The 15,397-nt window shown below is 58.7% G+C and carries 11 protein-coding genes; 5 read left to right on the forward strand and 6 right to left on the reverse strand.

What is annotated here, in order from left to right:
- Nucleotides 1-9: 9 nt before the first annotated feature.
- The 4 genes from KW839_RS15995 to KW839_RS16010 all read right to left on the reverse strand — a co-directional run bounded on the left by KW839_RS15995 (nucleotide 10) and on the right by KW839_RS16010 (nucleotide 5,173).
- Entirely contained in the window at nucleotides 10-750 is a 741-nt protein-coding gene (locus KW839_RS15995) for a molecular chaperone (RefSeq protein WP_218424872.1), read from the reverse strand.
- Nucleotides 751-801: 51 nt separating this feature from the next.
- Entirely contained in the window at nucleotides 802-2,040 is a 1,239-nt protein-coding gene (locus KW839_RS16000) for a hypothetical protein (protein ID WP_256352682.1), read from the reverse strand.
- A gap of 17 nt (nucleotides 2,041-2,057) precedes the next feature.
- Entirely contained in the window at nucleotides 2,058-4,580 is a 2,523-nt protein-coding gene (locus KW839_RS16005; RefSeq protein WP_218424874.1) for a TcfC E-set like domain-containing protein, read from the reverse strand.
- 107 nt (nucleotides 4,581-4,687) lie between these two features.
- Nucleotides 4,688-5,173 carry a CS1 type fimbrial major subunit gene (locus tag KW839_RS16010; protein ID WP_218424875.1) on the reverse strand — a complete coding sequence of 162 codons (486 nt, stop codon included), beginning with the start codon at nucleotides 5,171-5,173 and terminating at the stop codon, nucleotides 4,688-4,690.
- A 519-nt stretch (nucleotides 5,174-5,692) separates the two neighbouring features.
- Between KW839_RS16010 and KW839_RS16015 the strand changes: the two genes are divergently transcribed.
- Together KW839_RS16015 and KW839_RS16020 are read left to right on the forward strand one after the other, a co-directional pair.
- A complete protein-coding gene (locus KW839_RS16015; RefSeq protein WP_060543164.1) occupies nucleotides 5,693-6,274 on the forward strand; it encodes a PadR family transcriptional regulator in 582 nt (193 codons plus the stop codon).
- Complete coding sequence (locus KW839_RS16020; protein WP_218424876.1) at nucleotides 6,271-7,056, forward strand: siderophore-interacting protein; 786 nt, start codon at nucleotides 6,271-6,273, stop codon at nucleotides 7,054-7,056. Before KW839_RS16015 ends, KW839_RS16020 begins: the two co-directional genes overlap by 4 nt.
- Before the next feature lie 274 nt (nucleotides 7,057-7,330).
- Here KW839_RS16020 and KW839_RS16025 read toward each other — a convergent pair whose 3' ends face one another.
- Both KW839_RS16025 and KW839_RS16030 read right to left on the reverse strand, forming a co-directional pair.
- Nucleotides 7,331-7,972, reverse strand: coding sequence for a Pr6Pr family membrane protein (locus KW839_RS16025; RefSeq protein WP_218424877.1), 642 nt, complete (start codon nucleotides 7,970-7,972; stop codon nucleotides 7,331-7,333).
- Nucleotides 7,973-7,974: 2 nt separating this feature from the next.
- Nucleotides 7,975-8,205, reverse strand: a complete 231-nt coding sequence (locus KW839_RS16030; protein ID WP_007903672.1) for a VF530 family DNA-binding protein — start codon at nucleotides 8,203-8,205, stop codon at nucleotides 7,975-7,977.
- A 286-nt stretch (nucleotides 8,206-8,491) separates the two neighbouring features.
- Here KW839_RS16030 and KW839_RS16035 point away from each other — a divergent pair, with 286 nt between their 5' ends.
- The 3 genes from KW839_RS16035 (at nucleotide 8,492) to lon (ending at nucleotide 15,317) form a co-directional block, all read left to right on the forward strand.
- On the forward strand, nucleotides 8,492-9,874 hold the full coding sequence (locus tag KW839_RS16035) for a carbohydrate porin (RefSeq protein ID WP_218424878.1): 1,383 nt from the start codon (nucleotides 8,492-8,494) through the stop codon (nucleotides 9,872-9,874).
- 300 nt (nucleotides 9,875-10,174) lie between these two features.
- A complete protein-coding gene (locus KW839_RS16040; protein WP_218424879.1) occupies nucleotides 10,175-12,583 on the forward strand; it encodes a glucose/quinate/shikimate family membrane-bound PQQ-dependent dehydrogenase in 2,409 nt (802 codons plus the stop codon).
- 316 nt (nucleotides 12,584-12,899) lie between these two features.
- A complete protein-coding gene (gene lon / locus KW839_RS16045) occupies nucleotides 12,900-15,317 on the forward strand; it encodes an endopeptidase La (protein ID WP_218424880.1) in 2,418 nt (805 codons plus the stop codon).
- Nucleotides 15,318-15,397: the final 80 nt, after the last annotated feature.

Genomic DNA, 15,397 nt, shown 5'->3' on the forward strand with positions numbered 1-15,397 from the left:
CAGCGAGTGTCAGCCCTTGAGCTCCACCACTTTCGTGGCCTTGCCTTCGATCATTGTGAAGCGATACTCACGACCGCTCTGTTTGTCGAACTCGAAGGTGCGGCCCGGCAAAATGTGATGTTTGGTAGTGGGCTGGCATTCGTTTTCGTTCTTGGCCGAGCAGTCCCTGAACTCATCGATCACCACCACGGAGTTGCCTTGGTTGTGGATGCGGTACTGGCCGGGGCCGTCATTGACTGCGCTGTCGAAGCGAGTCTCGGTGGGGCGCACGAAAAACACCGTGCCGTACCCGGCCAGCACGTTGACGCCGGCGGACAAGCCCTTTTTGTATTCATCGCGCTCCTCGGCGGACACGGCGAACTCGTCTTCCTGTTCCGGCACCACGGGCACGAAACGCACGCGGAAATAACGCTCTTTCTCACGCTCGCCCATGAACACCAGACGCGTGCCCTGCATGCCACTGGCCGGAACGATCAACCGCGCGGGACTGGCCATCAGCCCGTCGCGGGCATTCATTTCGGCCTGATTGGCGAGCGGCATTTCCCGCATGGTGCCATCGGCGTCGTAGATGATTTCCAGGATGTTGACCTTGACGAAAGCGGTGGCATCACCGCCGTTGAATACCCGTTTCAAGTAGGTACTTTTGTCGCCGTCGAGGTAGTCGTAAACCGTGCCGACGTTAATTTGGGGGGCGGCATTTGCCAGCAACGGCAACCAACCTGCAAACAACAATGCCCATCGAGCTTTCATTTTCCTGACCTCATGGTAATAAACGGTGAACAGACCTGATCAGTGCGGTGATCAGACTTCCGAATCCCAAATAACAGTGACTTCACCGGAGTAGCTGTGACCGGGAAACTTCAACATTTGGGCCACGCCCTCTTTGGTGACTTCAAAGTGCAGCGTTCCAGGTTTTCGATCGACGTAAATGTTCGGCTCGAAACGTTCTGTACCGCCGCCACTTAACAATAACGGGCGGCGAGTGACTGAACTGCCACTTGCGTCAACAAGACCATTGGGAAGGCTGACGTTTATATTCAGCGGAACGGTATCGCCCTTTCCATCTTGCAATGCACAGGTATCACCCAAAGGTTCGCTGCATTCCAATTTCATTTTAAAGGGCGTGGAGGTCCAGACATTGAAGGTTTGATCACGAAACAAACGTGTGGGTTTTCGACCATGATTCAACCAGGCCTGCCATCCCCCCTCCGGCAGCAAAACCACTTTATGTCCTCCCGGTGGAATCTCGATGTTGAATACATGATCGACCGTGAGAGTGAAATCAATCTGGATAATGCTATCCGTTGGCTGCATGTTGTCGCCAAAATCAAAATCAAGATGGGGGCCGACCGTGTAAACAGCACTTCCGGTGTATATTCCGGGTGCCATTTTCAAAGGGTTAGGAGTTTTAATCTGGTAGGCAAAACTAAAATCCCGATAGGCGAATTGCGGCACTTCAAACCTGGCTTGATTGGAGCAATACCTTTCAACCGGGCTAAGCCAAAAAAAATCATGCTCTGTGTCAGTGACGTGAGCACCACCTGCAGTTTCATTACATCCGGTTGGAGCAATACCCCAGTCACCAAATTCCCACAATTTATTAAGTGCTGGATATAGAGGGATTTCCTCCCCGATCAGTTCCTGCACTCGTTTACTCAGTTTGTAGGTACCACCAAAACCCGCAACTCTTAATTCAACTGCGCTGGCATCGCGACCCAACTCATCTTTAACAGGAACAATTTTCCAGCTGGCAGGAACTTTGAATGTGGCTCCGGCACGCGGATTAGTATGCTTTGCCGGGATAGGCCTGACTGAATTAAACTCAATATTTGTTCCGACGCTGAATATTTTATAATGCGGAGAATTACACGTCTGTGGATAAATTCCACAGTAACCACTATTCGGCGTTGTATTTTCGAAAACATTAACATGAGGCCTTGATGGATCCGGCGCAAACTTCGCTGTTATGTGCACAACTTCCGCCATCGCCGACGCCGCCGACAACAGCCCCATTAAGGCTATCAATTGAAATTTAATCATCTGCTTCCAGCCATTCATTAGCCAGCGGCCTCAGACTTGTTCGCTGTATCGGCCAATGTGTCCGGAGAACAACGCAAATCCCCGATCATCAACACATTGCTTTCACTGCGCGCATTGGCGGTATCGAGCCGGAACTGGCATAACAACTGATCACCACGACGCACTTCCAGGGTCGGTGAACTGGCGTTCATTTCCATGGAGAAGAACCCGTCCACTTCCGTCACCCCGCGACTGGCGTGGTTGATGACGTGGTGACCCTTGAGCGGCTTGCCTTGCGGGTCGAGCAGACGACCGAGCACGGTCAGGGTTTTGCTCACGGTGATCTTGCGGTAGTCCACCCCGCCCTTGTTCAGGTGATAGCGGGTACGCGGCGGCTGGATACTCGCCGACGGCACGTGATTGCCTTCGAAGTCGAAGCTGACCGAACTGTTTTTGTAGGCCGTCAACGGCACGTAGTTGCGACCCGGGCGCAAGGTCGCGCTGCCGCCACTAAGGTCGTCGGCACGCAGGGCGATTTCATCGATGTCAGTTTCCACATCAATGATCATCCCGGCGCCACCGGCGTGTTGCTGGCTGGTCATGACCATGTGCTGGCCGCCCACGGCCACCGTGCTGTCGAGGTTCAAGCCACCGGTGTAGTTGCCGTTGTAGGAAGAACGCTGAAGGAAGGCATCACCATTGAAAGCATCGGCCTGAAAACTGCTGAGGCCGGACAACCCGACGCCATAGGTGTCGGCCAGCGCCGTCACCGAGACACTTTGCAGCACGTGGTTTTCCAGGGACTTGCGGTAGGACAGCGAGCCATTGTTGTCGCGCCCGCCCTCCCGGGCCGTGCGGGTGCCGATGCTGCCCGACCATTGTTCACCCGGCCCGCCCAGCGCAATGCTGATACTCAGGTCGACCCCGCGATTGCGTTCGTCACCGCTGCTGTAACTGCCCGGCCGGTCGAACACTGAGAAGCGCCAGTTGGCATCGCTGCCCAACAGCACGGTGCGTTGTGTCCAGCCCAGATCGAGAGCGACCCCTTCGGTATTGCCCTCGCTGTAGGACACCCGCCCGTTGAGTGAATTCTTGCTGCTGAGCCGATGATTGATCGCCAGCGAGGTGTTACTGGTCTGCCCGACAAATACGTTGCGCTGACGCACCCGAGTGCCATCCGGCAAGGTCTCATAGGTGTTGGTGGTGTCCAGCCAACTGCGATTGTGCGTGGCAAACAGGTTACCGGAGCCGTAGCTGTAATTGGCCTGCAGATCCATTCCCGTGCCGTGGTCCTGGGTCTGATAAACATTGCCGTACAGGCTGGTGTTGTTGGCCAGGGTCCAGTCAATCGACGATCCGTATTGCTGTTTTCCCTGCAACTGTCGCCCCGACAGCCCCACAATCACCCGTGGATGCAGCAGGTAATTGATGGCTGCGCCCGCCGTCATGTCGCCATAGGATTGCTCATCCCAGTTGCTCAGCAGTTTGCTTTCCTGACCGGCGAACAGGTTGTAACGCCAGCGCTCATCGGAGTTGCGCCAGTTGCTGGGCTTGTACACCAGTTCCTGGGTGGTGGAGGTAATCTGACCGTCTTCGATCAGGCGCACTTCGACTTCGTAGATGCCCCCCGGCAGCTTGCGCGTATCAAGGGTTTGCAGGCCGGCATTGACGGCCTGGGTGTTGACCAGCACGCCATTGCGATAGATTTCCACCGACGCCTGGCGGTTGGCGGTAACGTAAATCGGGTAAACGCTGGGCTTGGGCGTATTGATGGCCAGGCTGTCGGAACTGCCATACATCAGGCCCACCGCTGTGTCCGGATTGGCACCGAATGAACGCAATTGACGGCTCAGACCTTCAGAGTTGGGAGTGAAATAACCCAGACGCAAAAAACTGCCCTGCAGCTCACGCTGGCCATAAAGCTCATGAACCGCGTGGTAGAGCTTGTCGTCAGGGCCGCCGAGCCGGGCCAGTTGCAGGTTCGCGCGCTGGGTCCAGTTGCCCAGGCTGCTGCTGGCTTCCAGGCCGTAACGCCCGCCCAGGTCCTGGTCCTGGCCACCGTTGAGGTTCAACTGGTTGCGCACGATAAGGCCGGTGCTACCGTCTTCGGGCAGTTCGTAGTAGCGCGGGGCCTCGACATCGCGCTCGGCATTTTCGGTGGCGATCGACACCAGCGAATTCTGCAGGTTGTAATGCACCGCCAGCATCTGCTCCGGGCAACGGCCCTGACAGGCGCCCAAGGCAACGCCTTGTTTCAGGTACGTGGCCCAGACTTCACGCTCACTGGCGGGAATCTGGCTGTCACCAACGTCGGTGAACTCCAGCAAAGTGACACGATCATCCTTGGTCAAAACGATCATCGCCTCACCGACAAACTGTTGATCACGCTCCACCCGAACCGCTAATGGCACATCAAAGAAGTGCTCTTCGAATTCCGCCGGCAAGCCTTTGGCCTGAGCAAGTAAGCTGCGTGGCGTATTGGCGTTGTTAGTGGGTGCAGCAATGGCACCGGCACATAAAAAAAGTGCAAGCGCCGCCGCGATGGGAGTCATCGGGAACATGATCTGAATACTCGTTTTACATGAGAAGTCGGCGCCTGCCTGTCATCTATCGATGACAAGCAGGCAAGACCGTTGAATAAAAAGCTTTATTCAAGAACAGCGTGCAATTACGGCTTCAGTACAGGTTCGAATACAACGGCAAAACTGGTGGTGTAGTCGCCTGTCTGAGTGGCAGTCGGGGTGGCGGCCTTAATGACCATTTCCCGTTGCACGCCCGGTACCGACTCCGTTTCGCTTACGACTTCTTTGGTGATGTTGCCCAATTGAACGCCGCCAATGGTCACTGTCAACGGAATGCTGTCACGGCCGTTATAAAGTGCCGCGTCACCGTCGATCAGTGCATTGATGGCACCTTTGGGGTCTGTATGCTTCATGTTGAAGAGACCGCGTACGGTGGTCAGATCACCGCTACCTTGTTGGGTCATGGTTTCGTCACGACCGAAGTCCGGGTTTTGCGGCGCCACATTGAACAGGGAAGTCGGGACGAACGCCTTGATATTAATGACCTGGTTAATCGGGTCAGCAGCGAAAGCCATGGAAGCGCTCAGAGCCAGGACAGTCATCGGGACGGCGATTGCGAATTTCTTGAACATCATTGAATACCTGTTTTCTTGGATGGTTTCGGTTCATTGAACGTTCGAACGATGCGCCCCTGTCGGAAGCCGCTTTCAACTGAACGTTCAACGCCGGGGCATCATCAACTTCCTCTTCCTGAAAGTAAGCAGGCAACTTCCCACGGACGCGTAGTTAAACAACCTCACGCCCTGAGAGAAAAAGATACAAAAAATCAAAATAGAAAACAGTGACTGTAAGTTACGACCTACAGACAGTTTTTCGACTAAAACCTTACAGGCATTTGATCCAGTTAACGCGGGGTCGACATCTATTTTTAGAATATATACTCAATTATTATTAGAGTAATAGCTTTAATTCTTCCAAAAATGATCCTCGTGCGAAAAATCCGCCGGGTTGCATGAAATTTCCTTGGTGCAATAGGTCGCTTCATCGAGCCACCACTCATCGGGATACGCGAACCTGTCGTCAAAAATGTCTTGATCAACGATTAAGATATATCTTACGTTGTATCTAAACACGACGAGAGAAGGCACAAAATGAGAGACCATCATTTTCAACACCGCGAACACGGCGATGGCCGCGACGGCTTCGAGAAGCGCCCCGGGCCCGGCCGCGAACGCGGTGGACGCGGCCCCCGGGTGTTTGCCCCCGGCGACCTGAAACTGTTGCTATTGGCGCTGATCGCCGAACAGCCCTGCCACGGCTATGACCTGATCCGCCAGATCGAAAGCATGTTCGACGGTGCGTACAGCCCCAGCCCCGGGGTGATCTACCCGACCCTGACCTTTCTGGAAGAAAGCGAAATGATTCAGGGCGATGCCGACGGCGGGAAAAAACGCTATGCCATTACCGACGCCGGACGTCGCTCATTAAGCGACCAGGCGATTGCCCTGGATGGCGTGCGCATGCGCATCGAAGTCAGCAAGCGCTCATTGCGCGGCCACGATCGCCCGGCGGAAATTCACGAGGCGGTGCACAACCTGCGCCACGCCTTGCAGATGCACCATGGGCGCTGGAGCCCGGAAGAAATCCTGCGAGTGCGCGACCTGCTCAACGACACCGCCAAAGCCATAGTCGACGGCCCTGCCGTTCAAGCCAGCCAGGAGAAAGCCGAATGACTGTTGCCGATACGCAAGCCATTCACCGGGTCATGCACGAAATCAAACGCCGGCGCCTGGAGGTGCTGCGAGTGGTCGACCTGACCCCACGGATGCGCAGGATCACCCTCGGCGGACCGGAGCTCGCGGGCTTCGTCAGCCTCGGCACGGACGACCACGTCAAGCTGCTGTTCCCCCAGGACGCAGCACAACAGGCGGCACTCGACACCCTGGTACTGGGTGCCGGCAAAGACAACGGCCCCATGCCGGCCATGCGCGACTACACCCCGCGACGTTATGACCTCGACACGCTGGAACTGGATATCGACTTCGTGCTGCACGGTGACGGCCCCGCCTCCACTTGGGCCGAACAGGCCCAACCCGGCCAGTTCCTGCACATCGGTGGGCCACGGGGTTCGATGGTCGTGCCGGATATGTTCGACAGCTATCTGCTGATCGGCGATGAAACCGCCCTGCCCGCCATAGCCCGACGCCTCGAAGGCCTGGCGGCCAACCGGCGTGCCCTGGTGATTGTGGAAGTTGAAAACGGCAAGGAGCAGCAAGAGCTGCACAGCGCTGCCGAGGTCAATGTGATCTGGGTGCTTCGCGAAGGCGGCAAGGACCATTTGCTGAGGACGGTGCGCCAGGTTCAGGTCCCCGGCGGCAAGCTGTACGCCTGGGTCGCGACCGAGAGCAAGGTTTCACGCCAGATCCGCCGCGTGCTGCTGGATGAGCATGGGCTGGATGAGCAGTTCGTCAAAGCGGCTGGCTACTGGCGCCTGGACGACACCAGCGACGAATAAACACAAAACCTTTGTAGGCGCTCGCTTGCCAGCGATGACGGTCTTGATTTTGCACCGCCCATTCGGACGCCATCGCCAGCAAGCCGGCTCCTACAAGGATTTGTAGGCTTTGGGTGATGAGTGTCTGGCCGCCACCCTGTAGGAGCGAGCATGCTCGCGAAAAACCCGAGGGCGCCGCGGGCGTTCAGGATGCCCGCGATATCGTTCACGTCCATCGCGAGCATGCTCGCTCAAGGTTCCTCGGCGTATCGGCTCCCACAGGAGGCCAGTTTATTCAATGATTACGCTGCCACCGATCCAGGCCAATCACCAGCAAAGCAATCACCACGAACCCCGCCAACAACCCGCCGGCATTGATGAACACCTGTGGATAACCCAGCTTCTCGACATCAATGAACGGATATGGGTACACCGCCAGCACATGCCCGCGCAGCAGCGAGTAGCCGAAGTACACCAGCGGATAAATCACCCACAACCCGATGTGTCGCAAGCGCAACGTGCCTTTGCCGACACAGCACCACCAATAGCCCAGAAACAGCAGCGGCATGACCACGTGCAGGAGCTCATCGGCCAGCCATTGCCAGCCTTCGGGGTGCCACAAATGGCGCAACAGCAGGTTGTACCCGAGGGCGACCACGGCAATGCTCACGGCAACGCCGCTACTGACCCACGGCTGGAGAAACCAGCGGCGCGCGGCCGACTCACGGGACGTCAGTTCACAGGTCAGTACCGTCGCCACCAGGGTATTGCTCAGCACGGTGAAGTAGCTGAGAAAACTCACCAGGCCGCCGATCAGGCTGGCTTCGATACTCCAGCGCGCATAGAAAATCAGGTACATCTGAATGCTCAATCCCGCCCAGCCGAGGAGGCTGGCCACGGCAACAAAGCGACGCCGCGCCACAAACTGGTTGAGCATGTTCAGAGCGGACGCTTGGTGCGCATCAACTTCACGTACAAGCGTTCGACCTTCTCCCGCGCCCACGGGGTTTTGCGCAAAAAGGTCAGGCTCGACTTGATGCTCGGGTCACTCTTGAAGCAGCGGATATCGATGCGCTCGGCCAGCCCCGACCATTCGTAGTGTTCAACCAGGGCGTTGAGGATCTGCTCCAGCGTCACGCCGTGTAGCGGGTTGTTGTTCTGTTCGGTCATGCCGGGGGCCTTCAAGCGAAGTAGGAATTGGAAGCCGCGCACCTTAGCCGAGGGGGTGGTCCGGTGGAAGGGCTCTGTGTGTTCTGCGTTTAAATGTAGGTGACCCCGACGATCTTTTTCTGCTCACTGTTACCAATCCCGAAAGGATGCATCTCGGTAAAAGCTCTTTCGCTATTTGTAACAGAACATTATCCTTGCGGCCGTCATTGCTGAAACGCTTCCGCCAGCCGCTTCGTTCCTGCTGTTTTCAGTTCATCCTCAGAAAAAGATCAAGAATTTCTTCCCTATGCGTTATTTTCAAACCTTTCGAGACAGCGCTGTCTCTACGACTATTGCCAGCCGAAAAGCCCTGAACCTCGTCGGCGGATTCACCGCACTGGGCTTCGTCACCTGCGTTCAGGCGACCCCGGCTTTCGATAGCGATTCGTCGTGGATGCTCGGCGACTGGAACGGCACGCGCACCGCGCTTGCGGAAAAAGGCTACGACTTCAAAGTCGATTACACCGGTGAAATGGGCAGCAATCTGCACGGCGGCTACGACGACGATCGCACTGCCCGCTACAGCGACCAGTTTGGCCTTGGTACACACCTGGACCTGCAGAAAATCCTCGGCTGGAACGACGCCGAATTCCAGCTGACCATCACCGAGCGCAGCGGCAACAACATCAGCAACGACCGCATCAACGATCCGCGGGTTGGCGGCTTCACCTCCGCCCAGGAAGTCTGGGGCCGTGGCCAGACCTGGCGCCTGACGCAGATGTGGTATCAGCAGAAATTTTTCGATCAGCAACTGGACATCAAGGTCGGTCGTTTCGGTGAAGGGGAAGACTTCAACAGCTTCCCCTGCGACTTCCAGAACCTTGCTTTTTGCGGCTCTCAGGTCGGCAACTGGGCAGGCGACATCTGGTACAACTGGCCGGTGAGCCAGTGGGCAATGCGGGCCAAATATCACCTGACACCCGAGCTGTACGCGCAGGTCGGCGTGTATGAGCAAAACCCGTCGAACCTCGATCGCGACAACGGCTTCAAGCTCAGTGGCAGTGGCACCCAGGGCGCGGTCCTGCCGGTGGAACTGGTGTGGACGCCCAGGCTCAATGGCCTGCCGGGCGAGTACCGCGCCGGTTACTACTACAGCAACGCTGACGCGAAGGATGTCTACAAGGACAGCAATGGCCAGCCCGCCGCCCTGACTGGCGAAGCCTACCGCAGCGCGTCGAGCAAGCACGGCATGTGGCTCGGCGTGCAGCAGCAACTGACCAGCGTTGCCAGCGACCATTCGCGCGGCCTCAGCATATTCGCCAACGGCACGATGCACGACAAGAAGACCAACGCCGTCGACAACTACGTTCAGGCGGGCGTGGTCTACAAAGGTCTGTTGGATGCCCGCGCCAGGGACGACATTGGCTTCGCCATGGCCCGGGTCCACGTCAACCCGGCCTACCGCAAGAACGCCGAGGCGAGCAACCAGGCCCGCGTTGTTTTCGACTACAACGACCCGTCCTACCTGCCACCACAGGACACCGAATACAGCGCCGAACTCTATTACGGCGTACACGTCACCAACTGGCTGACCGTGCGCCCGAACCTGCAATACATCCGCCATCCGGGTGGCGTGGATCAGGTCGATGACGCGCTGATTGGCGGGATCAAGGTCCAGTCGTCGTTCTAAAACTCACATAAGACTTTTGTGGCGAGGGGGCTCGTCGGATCGCCGCACCGCCCCGTTCGACTGCGAAGCAGTCGTAAATCAGATATCGCGGACTGTTTGGCAACCCGCAGTGAATGGATTTGGGGCGGCTTCGCCACCCAGCGGGGGCAAGCCCCCTCGCCACAGAGTCCCTCGCCACAGAGGCAGCGCCTGCAAGGGTGGTATCACCCAAACGGGTTTTGTCTGAACCATGCCCGCACAAGATCGTCATCTACAGTGAACTTGTACGGGACTACTTGATACATCACGGAGAATCACACTATGAGCACTGATGGTGCCTTGAGTCGAAGCCGTCTGTTGCCGACGCTGCTCGGCATACTGCTTCTGCTAATGGGCCTGGCCATGCTGGCCGGGGGGATCAAGCTGAGCATGCTCGGCGGCTCGCTGTACTACCTGCTGGCCGGTATCGGCCTGACCCTGACCGGCGTCCTGCTGATCGCCGCGCGCCGCGCTGCGCTGGGCCTCTACGCACTGGTGCTGTTCGCCAGCACCGTCTGGGCCCTGTGGGAAGTCGGCCTCGACTGGTGGCAACTGGTGCCTCGTCTGGCCCTGCTGTTTGCCCTCGGCATCGTCATGCTGCTGCCATGGTTGCGTCGTCCGCTGCTCGTTGCAGGCGCGGCCCCGATCGGCACTGGCGCCCTGGGCGTGGCCGTGGTGATTGCCGGTGCCGCCGCACTGGCCAGCCAGTTCACCCATCCTGGCGAAATCAAAGGCCAACTGGACCGCGACAGCGTACCGGGCATGACCAACACCGCCCCGGCCATGCCCGACGGTGACTGGAACTCCTACGGCCGCAGCGCCCACGGCGACCGCTACTCGCCACTGGCACAGATCACCCCGCAGAACGCGCACAAACTGGTAGAGGCCTGGTCCTACCGCACCGGCGACTTGCCGGGGCCGAACGACCCGGGTGAAACCACCGCCGAAAACACCCCGCTGAAAGTCAACGGCATGCTCTATGTGTGCACGCCGCACAGCCAGGTGATCGCCCTGGACCCGGATACCGGCAAGGAAATCTGGCGCTTCGATCCGAAGCTCTCGACGCAGAACGCGGCGAACTTCAAGGGCTGGGCACACATGACATGCCGTGGCGTGACCTATCACGATGACGCCGTCTACGCCTCCGAACAAAGCCCGACCGGCAGCGCCAGCGCGGTACCGGCCAACGCCTGCCCACGGCGTATTTTCCTGCCGACCGCCGACACCCGCCTGATCGCCCTCAACGCCGACACCGGCAAGATGTGCGAAGACTTCGGCGACAAAGGCCAGGTCGACCTGCGCGCCAACATCGGCGGCTTCACCGCCGGCGGCTACTATTCCACCTCGCCACCTGCGGTCACCAAAGACCTGGTAGTGATTGGCGGTCACGTCACCGATAACGTCTCCACCGACGAGCCGAGCGGCGTGATCCGCGCCTTCGACGTACACACCGGCAAACTGGTGTGGAACTGGGACAGCGGCAACCCGGACGACACTACGCCGATTGCCGAAGGCGAGGTCTACACCCGCAACTCGCCGAACATGTGGTCCATGTTCGCCGTCGACGAAAAACTCGGCATGCTCTACCTGCCGATGGGCAACCAGACCCCGGACCAGTTCGGTGGCGATCGTACGCCTGAATCGGAATTGCACGCCGCCGGCCTGACCGCCCTCGACATCGCCACCGGCCAGGTGCGCTGGCACTTCCAGTTCACCCACCACGATCTGTGGGACATGGACGTCGGCGGCCAGCCGACCCTGATGGACCTGAAAACCGCCGACGGTGTGAAACCGGCCGTGCTGGCGTCGACCAAGCAAGGCAGCATCTACGTGCTGGACCGCAGCACCGGCAAGGCGATTGTGCCGATCAACGAAGTGCCAGTACCGCAAGGCGCTGTCGAAGGTGATCGCACCTCGCCGACCCAGCCCAAATCCGACCTCAACCTGATGCCACCACCGTTGCAGGAACGCGACATGTGGGGCGTCACGCCGTTTGACCAGTTGATCTGCCGGATCGATTTCAAATCCATGCGCTATGACGGCCCGTTCACCCCGCCGTCGCTGCAGGGTTCGATCGTGTATCCGGGCAACTTCGGTGTATTCGACTGGGGCGGCATCTCGGTTGACCCGGTGCGTCAGATTGCTTTCATGAACCCGAGCTACATGGCGTTCAAATCGAAAATGATCCCGGCCGCCGAAATCGCCGCCCAGGGCCCGCGCAAAAGCGAGACCGAAGGCGTGCAGCCAAACAAAGGCGCGCCATACGGTGTAGTTCTCGAAGCACTGCTGTCGCCTATGGGCCTGCCGTGCCAGGCGCCGGCGTGGGGTTATGTGGCCGCGGTCGACCTGACTACCCAGCAAGTTCTGTGGAAGCACAAGAACGGCACCGTACGCGACAGCTCGCCGGTTCCGATCCCCCTGAGCATGGGCGTACCAAGCCTGGGCGGCACCTTCACCACCGCCAGTGGCGTGGCGTTCCTCAGCGGCACCCTTGACCAGTACCTGCGTGCCTATGACGTGAAAAACGGCAAGCAACTGTGGGAAGGCCGCCTGCCGGCCGGCGCGCAAACCACACCGATGACCTACACCGGCAAGGACGGCAAGCAGTACGTGCTCGTTGTCGCCGGCGGTCACGGATCGCTGGGCACCAAACAGGGTGATTATGTGATTGCTTACAAACTGTCCGAGTAAGATTCAACGGCAGTAAAACAAAGGCGACTTCCGTAAGGAAGCCGCCTTTTTTGTCGACGCAGTTTTCAAGAGCACCACCGGCCCCTGTGGGAGCGGGCTTGCTCGCGATGGCGGTCCACCGGTCACTACAAGGCTGGCTGTCATACCGTCATCGCGAGCAGGCTCGTTCCCACATTTGATCCTGTACCGCCTATGGTTCAACTAACCTGTCCCCTTGCTGAACACACCGTCGAAACATCCGCTTGCAGAAAATGACCGTTGAAACCACCGCCAACCTGCCCCATCTAAGACTCATACCCATTGCGCAGGTGCCCAAATGAGCGACCAGCAAGAATTCCCCGAAGCTCCTACCGAGTACGCCGATCCGGAAAACGCCACGCACCACGCCACCGGCAAAGGCCTCGCGCTGCCAGGCCAGAATCTGCCGGACAAGGTCTACATCATCCCGATCCACAACCGGCCGTTCTTTCCGGCCCAGGTGCTGCCGGTCATCGTCAACGAAGATCCCTGGGCTGAAACCCTCGATCTGGTGGCCAAGTCCGAACATCATTGCGTGGCCCTGTTCTACGTCGACACGCCCCTGGAAGATCCGCGCCATTTCGACACCTCGGTCTTGCCGCTCTACGGCACCCTGGTCAAGGTGCACCACGCCAGCCGTGAGAACGGCAAGTTGCAGTTCGTCGCCCAGGGCCTGACCCGTGTGCGCCTGAAATCCTGGCTCAAGCACCATCGCCCGCCCTATCTGGTGGAGGTCGAATACCCGCACCAGCCCACCGAGCCTACCGACGAGGTCAAGGCCTACGGCATGGCGCTGATCAACGCGATCAAGGAACTGCTGCCGCTCAACCCGCTGTACAGCGAAGAGCTGAAGAACTACCTCAACCGCTTCAGCCCCAACGATCCATCGCCGCTGACCGACTTCGCCGCCGCCCTGACGTCTGCTACCGGCAGCGACCTGCAGGAAGTGCTCGACTGCGTGCCGATGCTCAAGCGCATGGAAAAAGTCCTGCCGATGCTGCGTAAGGAAGTCGAAGTCGCGCGCCTGCAAAAGGAAATCTCCGCCGAAGTTAACCGCAAGATCGGCGAACATCAGCGTGAGTTTTTCCTCAAGGAACAGCTCAAGGTCATCCAGCAGGAGCTGGGGCTGACCAAGGACGACCGTAGCGCCGACCTCGAACAGTTCGAACAACGACTGACCGGCAAGGTCCTGCCCGCCCAGGCGCAGAAGCGCGTCGAAGAAGAAATGAACAAGCTCTCGGTGCTCGAAACCGGTTCGCCCGAGTATGCGGTCACCCGCAACTACCTTGACTGGGCGACTTCGGTGCCATGGGGTGTTTACGGCAAGGACAAACTCGACCTCAAACACGCGCGCAAGGTGTTGGACAAACACCACGCCGGCCTTGATGACATCAAGGACCGCATCCTCGAGTTCCTCGCCGTGGGTGCTTACAAAGGCGAAATCAGCGGCTCCATCGTATTGCTGGTAGGCCCGCCGGGCGTGGGCAAAACCAGCGTCGGCAGATCCATCGCCGAATCCCTCGGCCGGCCGTTCTATCGCTTCAGCCTCGGCGGCATGCGCGACGAAGCCGAGATCAAGGGCCACCGTCGTACCTACATCGGCGCGCAACCGGGCAAGCTGGTACAGGCGTTGAAAGACGTCGAAGTGATGAACCCGGTGATCATGCTCGACGAGATCGACAAGATGGGCCAGAGCTACCAGGGCGACCCCGCCTCTGCACTGCTCGAAACCCTCGACCCGGAACAGAACGTCGAATTCCTCGACCACTATCTGGACCTGCGGATGGACCTGTCGAAGGTCTTGTTCATCTGCACCGCCAACACCCTGGACTCGATCCCCGGCCCGCTGCTCGACCGTATGGAAGTGATTCGTCTGTCGGGTTACATCACCGAAGAAAAAGTCGCCATCGCCAAGCGTCACCTGTGGCCCAAGCAGCTGGAAAAAGCCGGCGTGTCCAAAGGCAGCCTGAGCATCAGCGACAGCGCCCTCAAGGCCCTGATCGACGGCTATGCCCGTGAAGCCGGGGTGCGCCAGCTGGAAAAAAACCTCGGCAAACTGGTGCGCAAGGCGGTGATGAAACTGCTCGACGAACCGAAAGCGGTGATCAAACTCGGCCCCAAAGACCTCGAAACATCGCTCGGCAAACCAGTATTCCGCAACGAGCAGGTCCTGTCGGGTATCGGCGTGATCACAGGCCTTGCCTGGACCAGCATGGGCGGTGCGACCCTGCCGATCGAAGCCACGCGCATCCACACCCTCAACCGCGGCTTCAAGCTCACCGGGCAATTGGGTGATGTGATGAAAGAGTCGGCGGAAATCGCCTACAGCTACGTCAGTTCGAACCTGAACTCATTCGGCGGCGATCCGAAGTTCTTCGACGAAGCCTTCGTGCACCTGCACGTACCGGAAGGCGCCACCCCGAAAGACGGCCCGAGCGCCGGCGTAACCATGGCCAGCGCCCTGCTCTCGCTGGCGCGTAACCAGCCGCCGAAAAAAGGCGTGGCGATGACCGGCGAACTGACACTGACCGGGCATGTGCTGCCGATCGGCGGGGTGCGCGAGAAGGTAATTGCGGCGCGGCGACAGAAGATTTTCGAGTTGATTCTGCCGGAGGCGAACCGAGGCAACTTTGAGGAACTGCCCGAGTATTTGAAAGAAGGGATAACCGTGCATTTCGCCAAGCGCTTTGCGGATGTGGCGAAGATATTGTTCTGACTTCGCCATCTTATTGCTCCCTCGCAAAGGGGGAGCATGTTCCTGAACGTGCAGGAGCGAGTTGCTCGCGATAGGCGTTA

The sequence above is a fragment of the Pseudomonas sp. PDM31 genome (genome assembly GCF_019218965.1).
Classification (GTDB): domain Bacteria; phylum Pseudomonadota; class Gammaproteobacteria; order Pseudomonadales; family Pseudomonadaceae; genus Aquipseudomonas.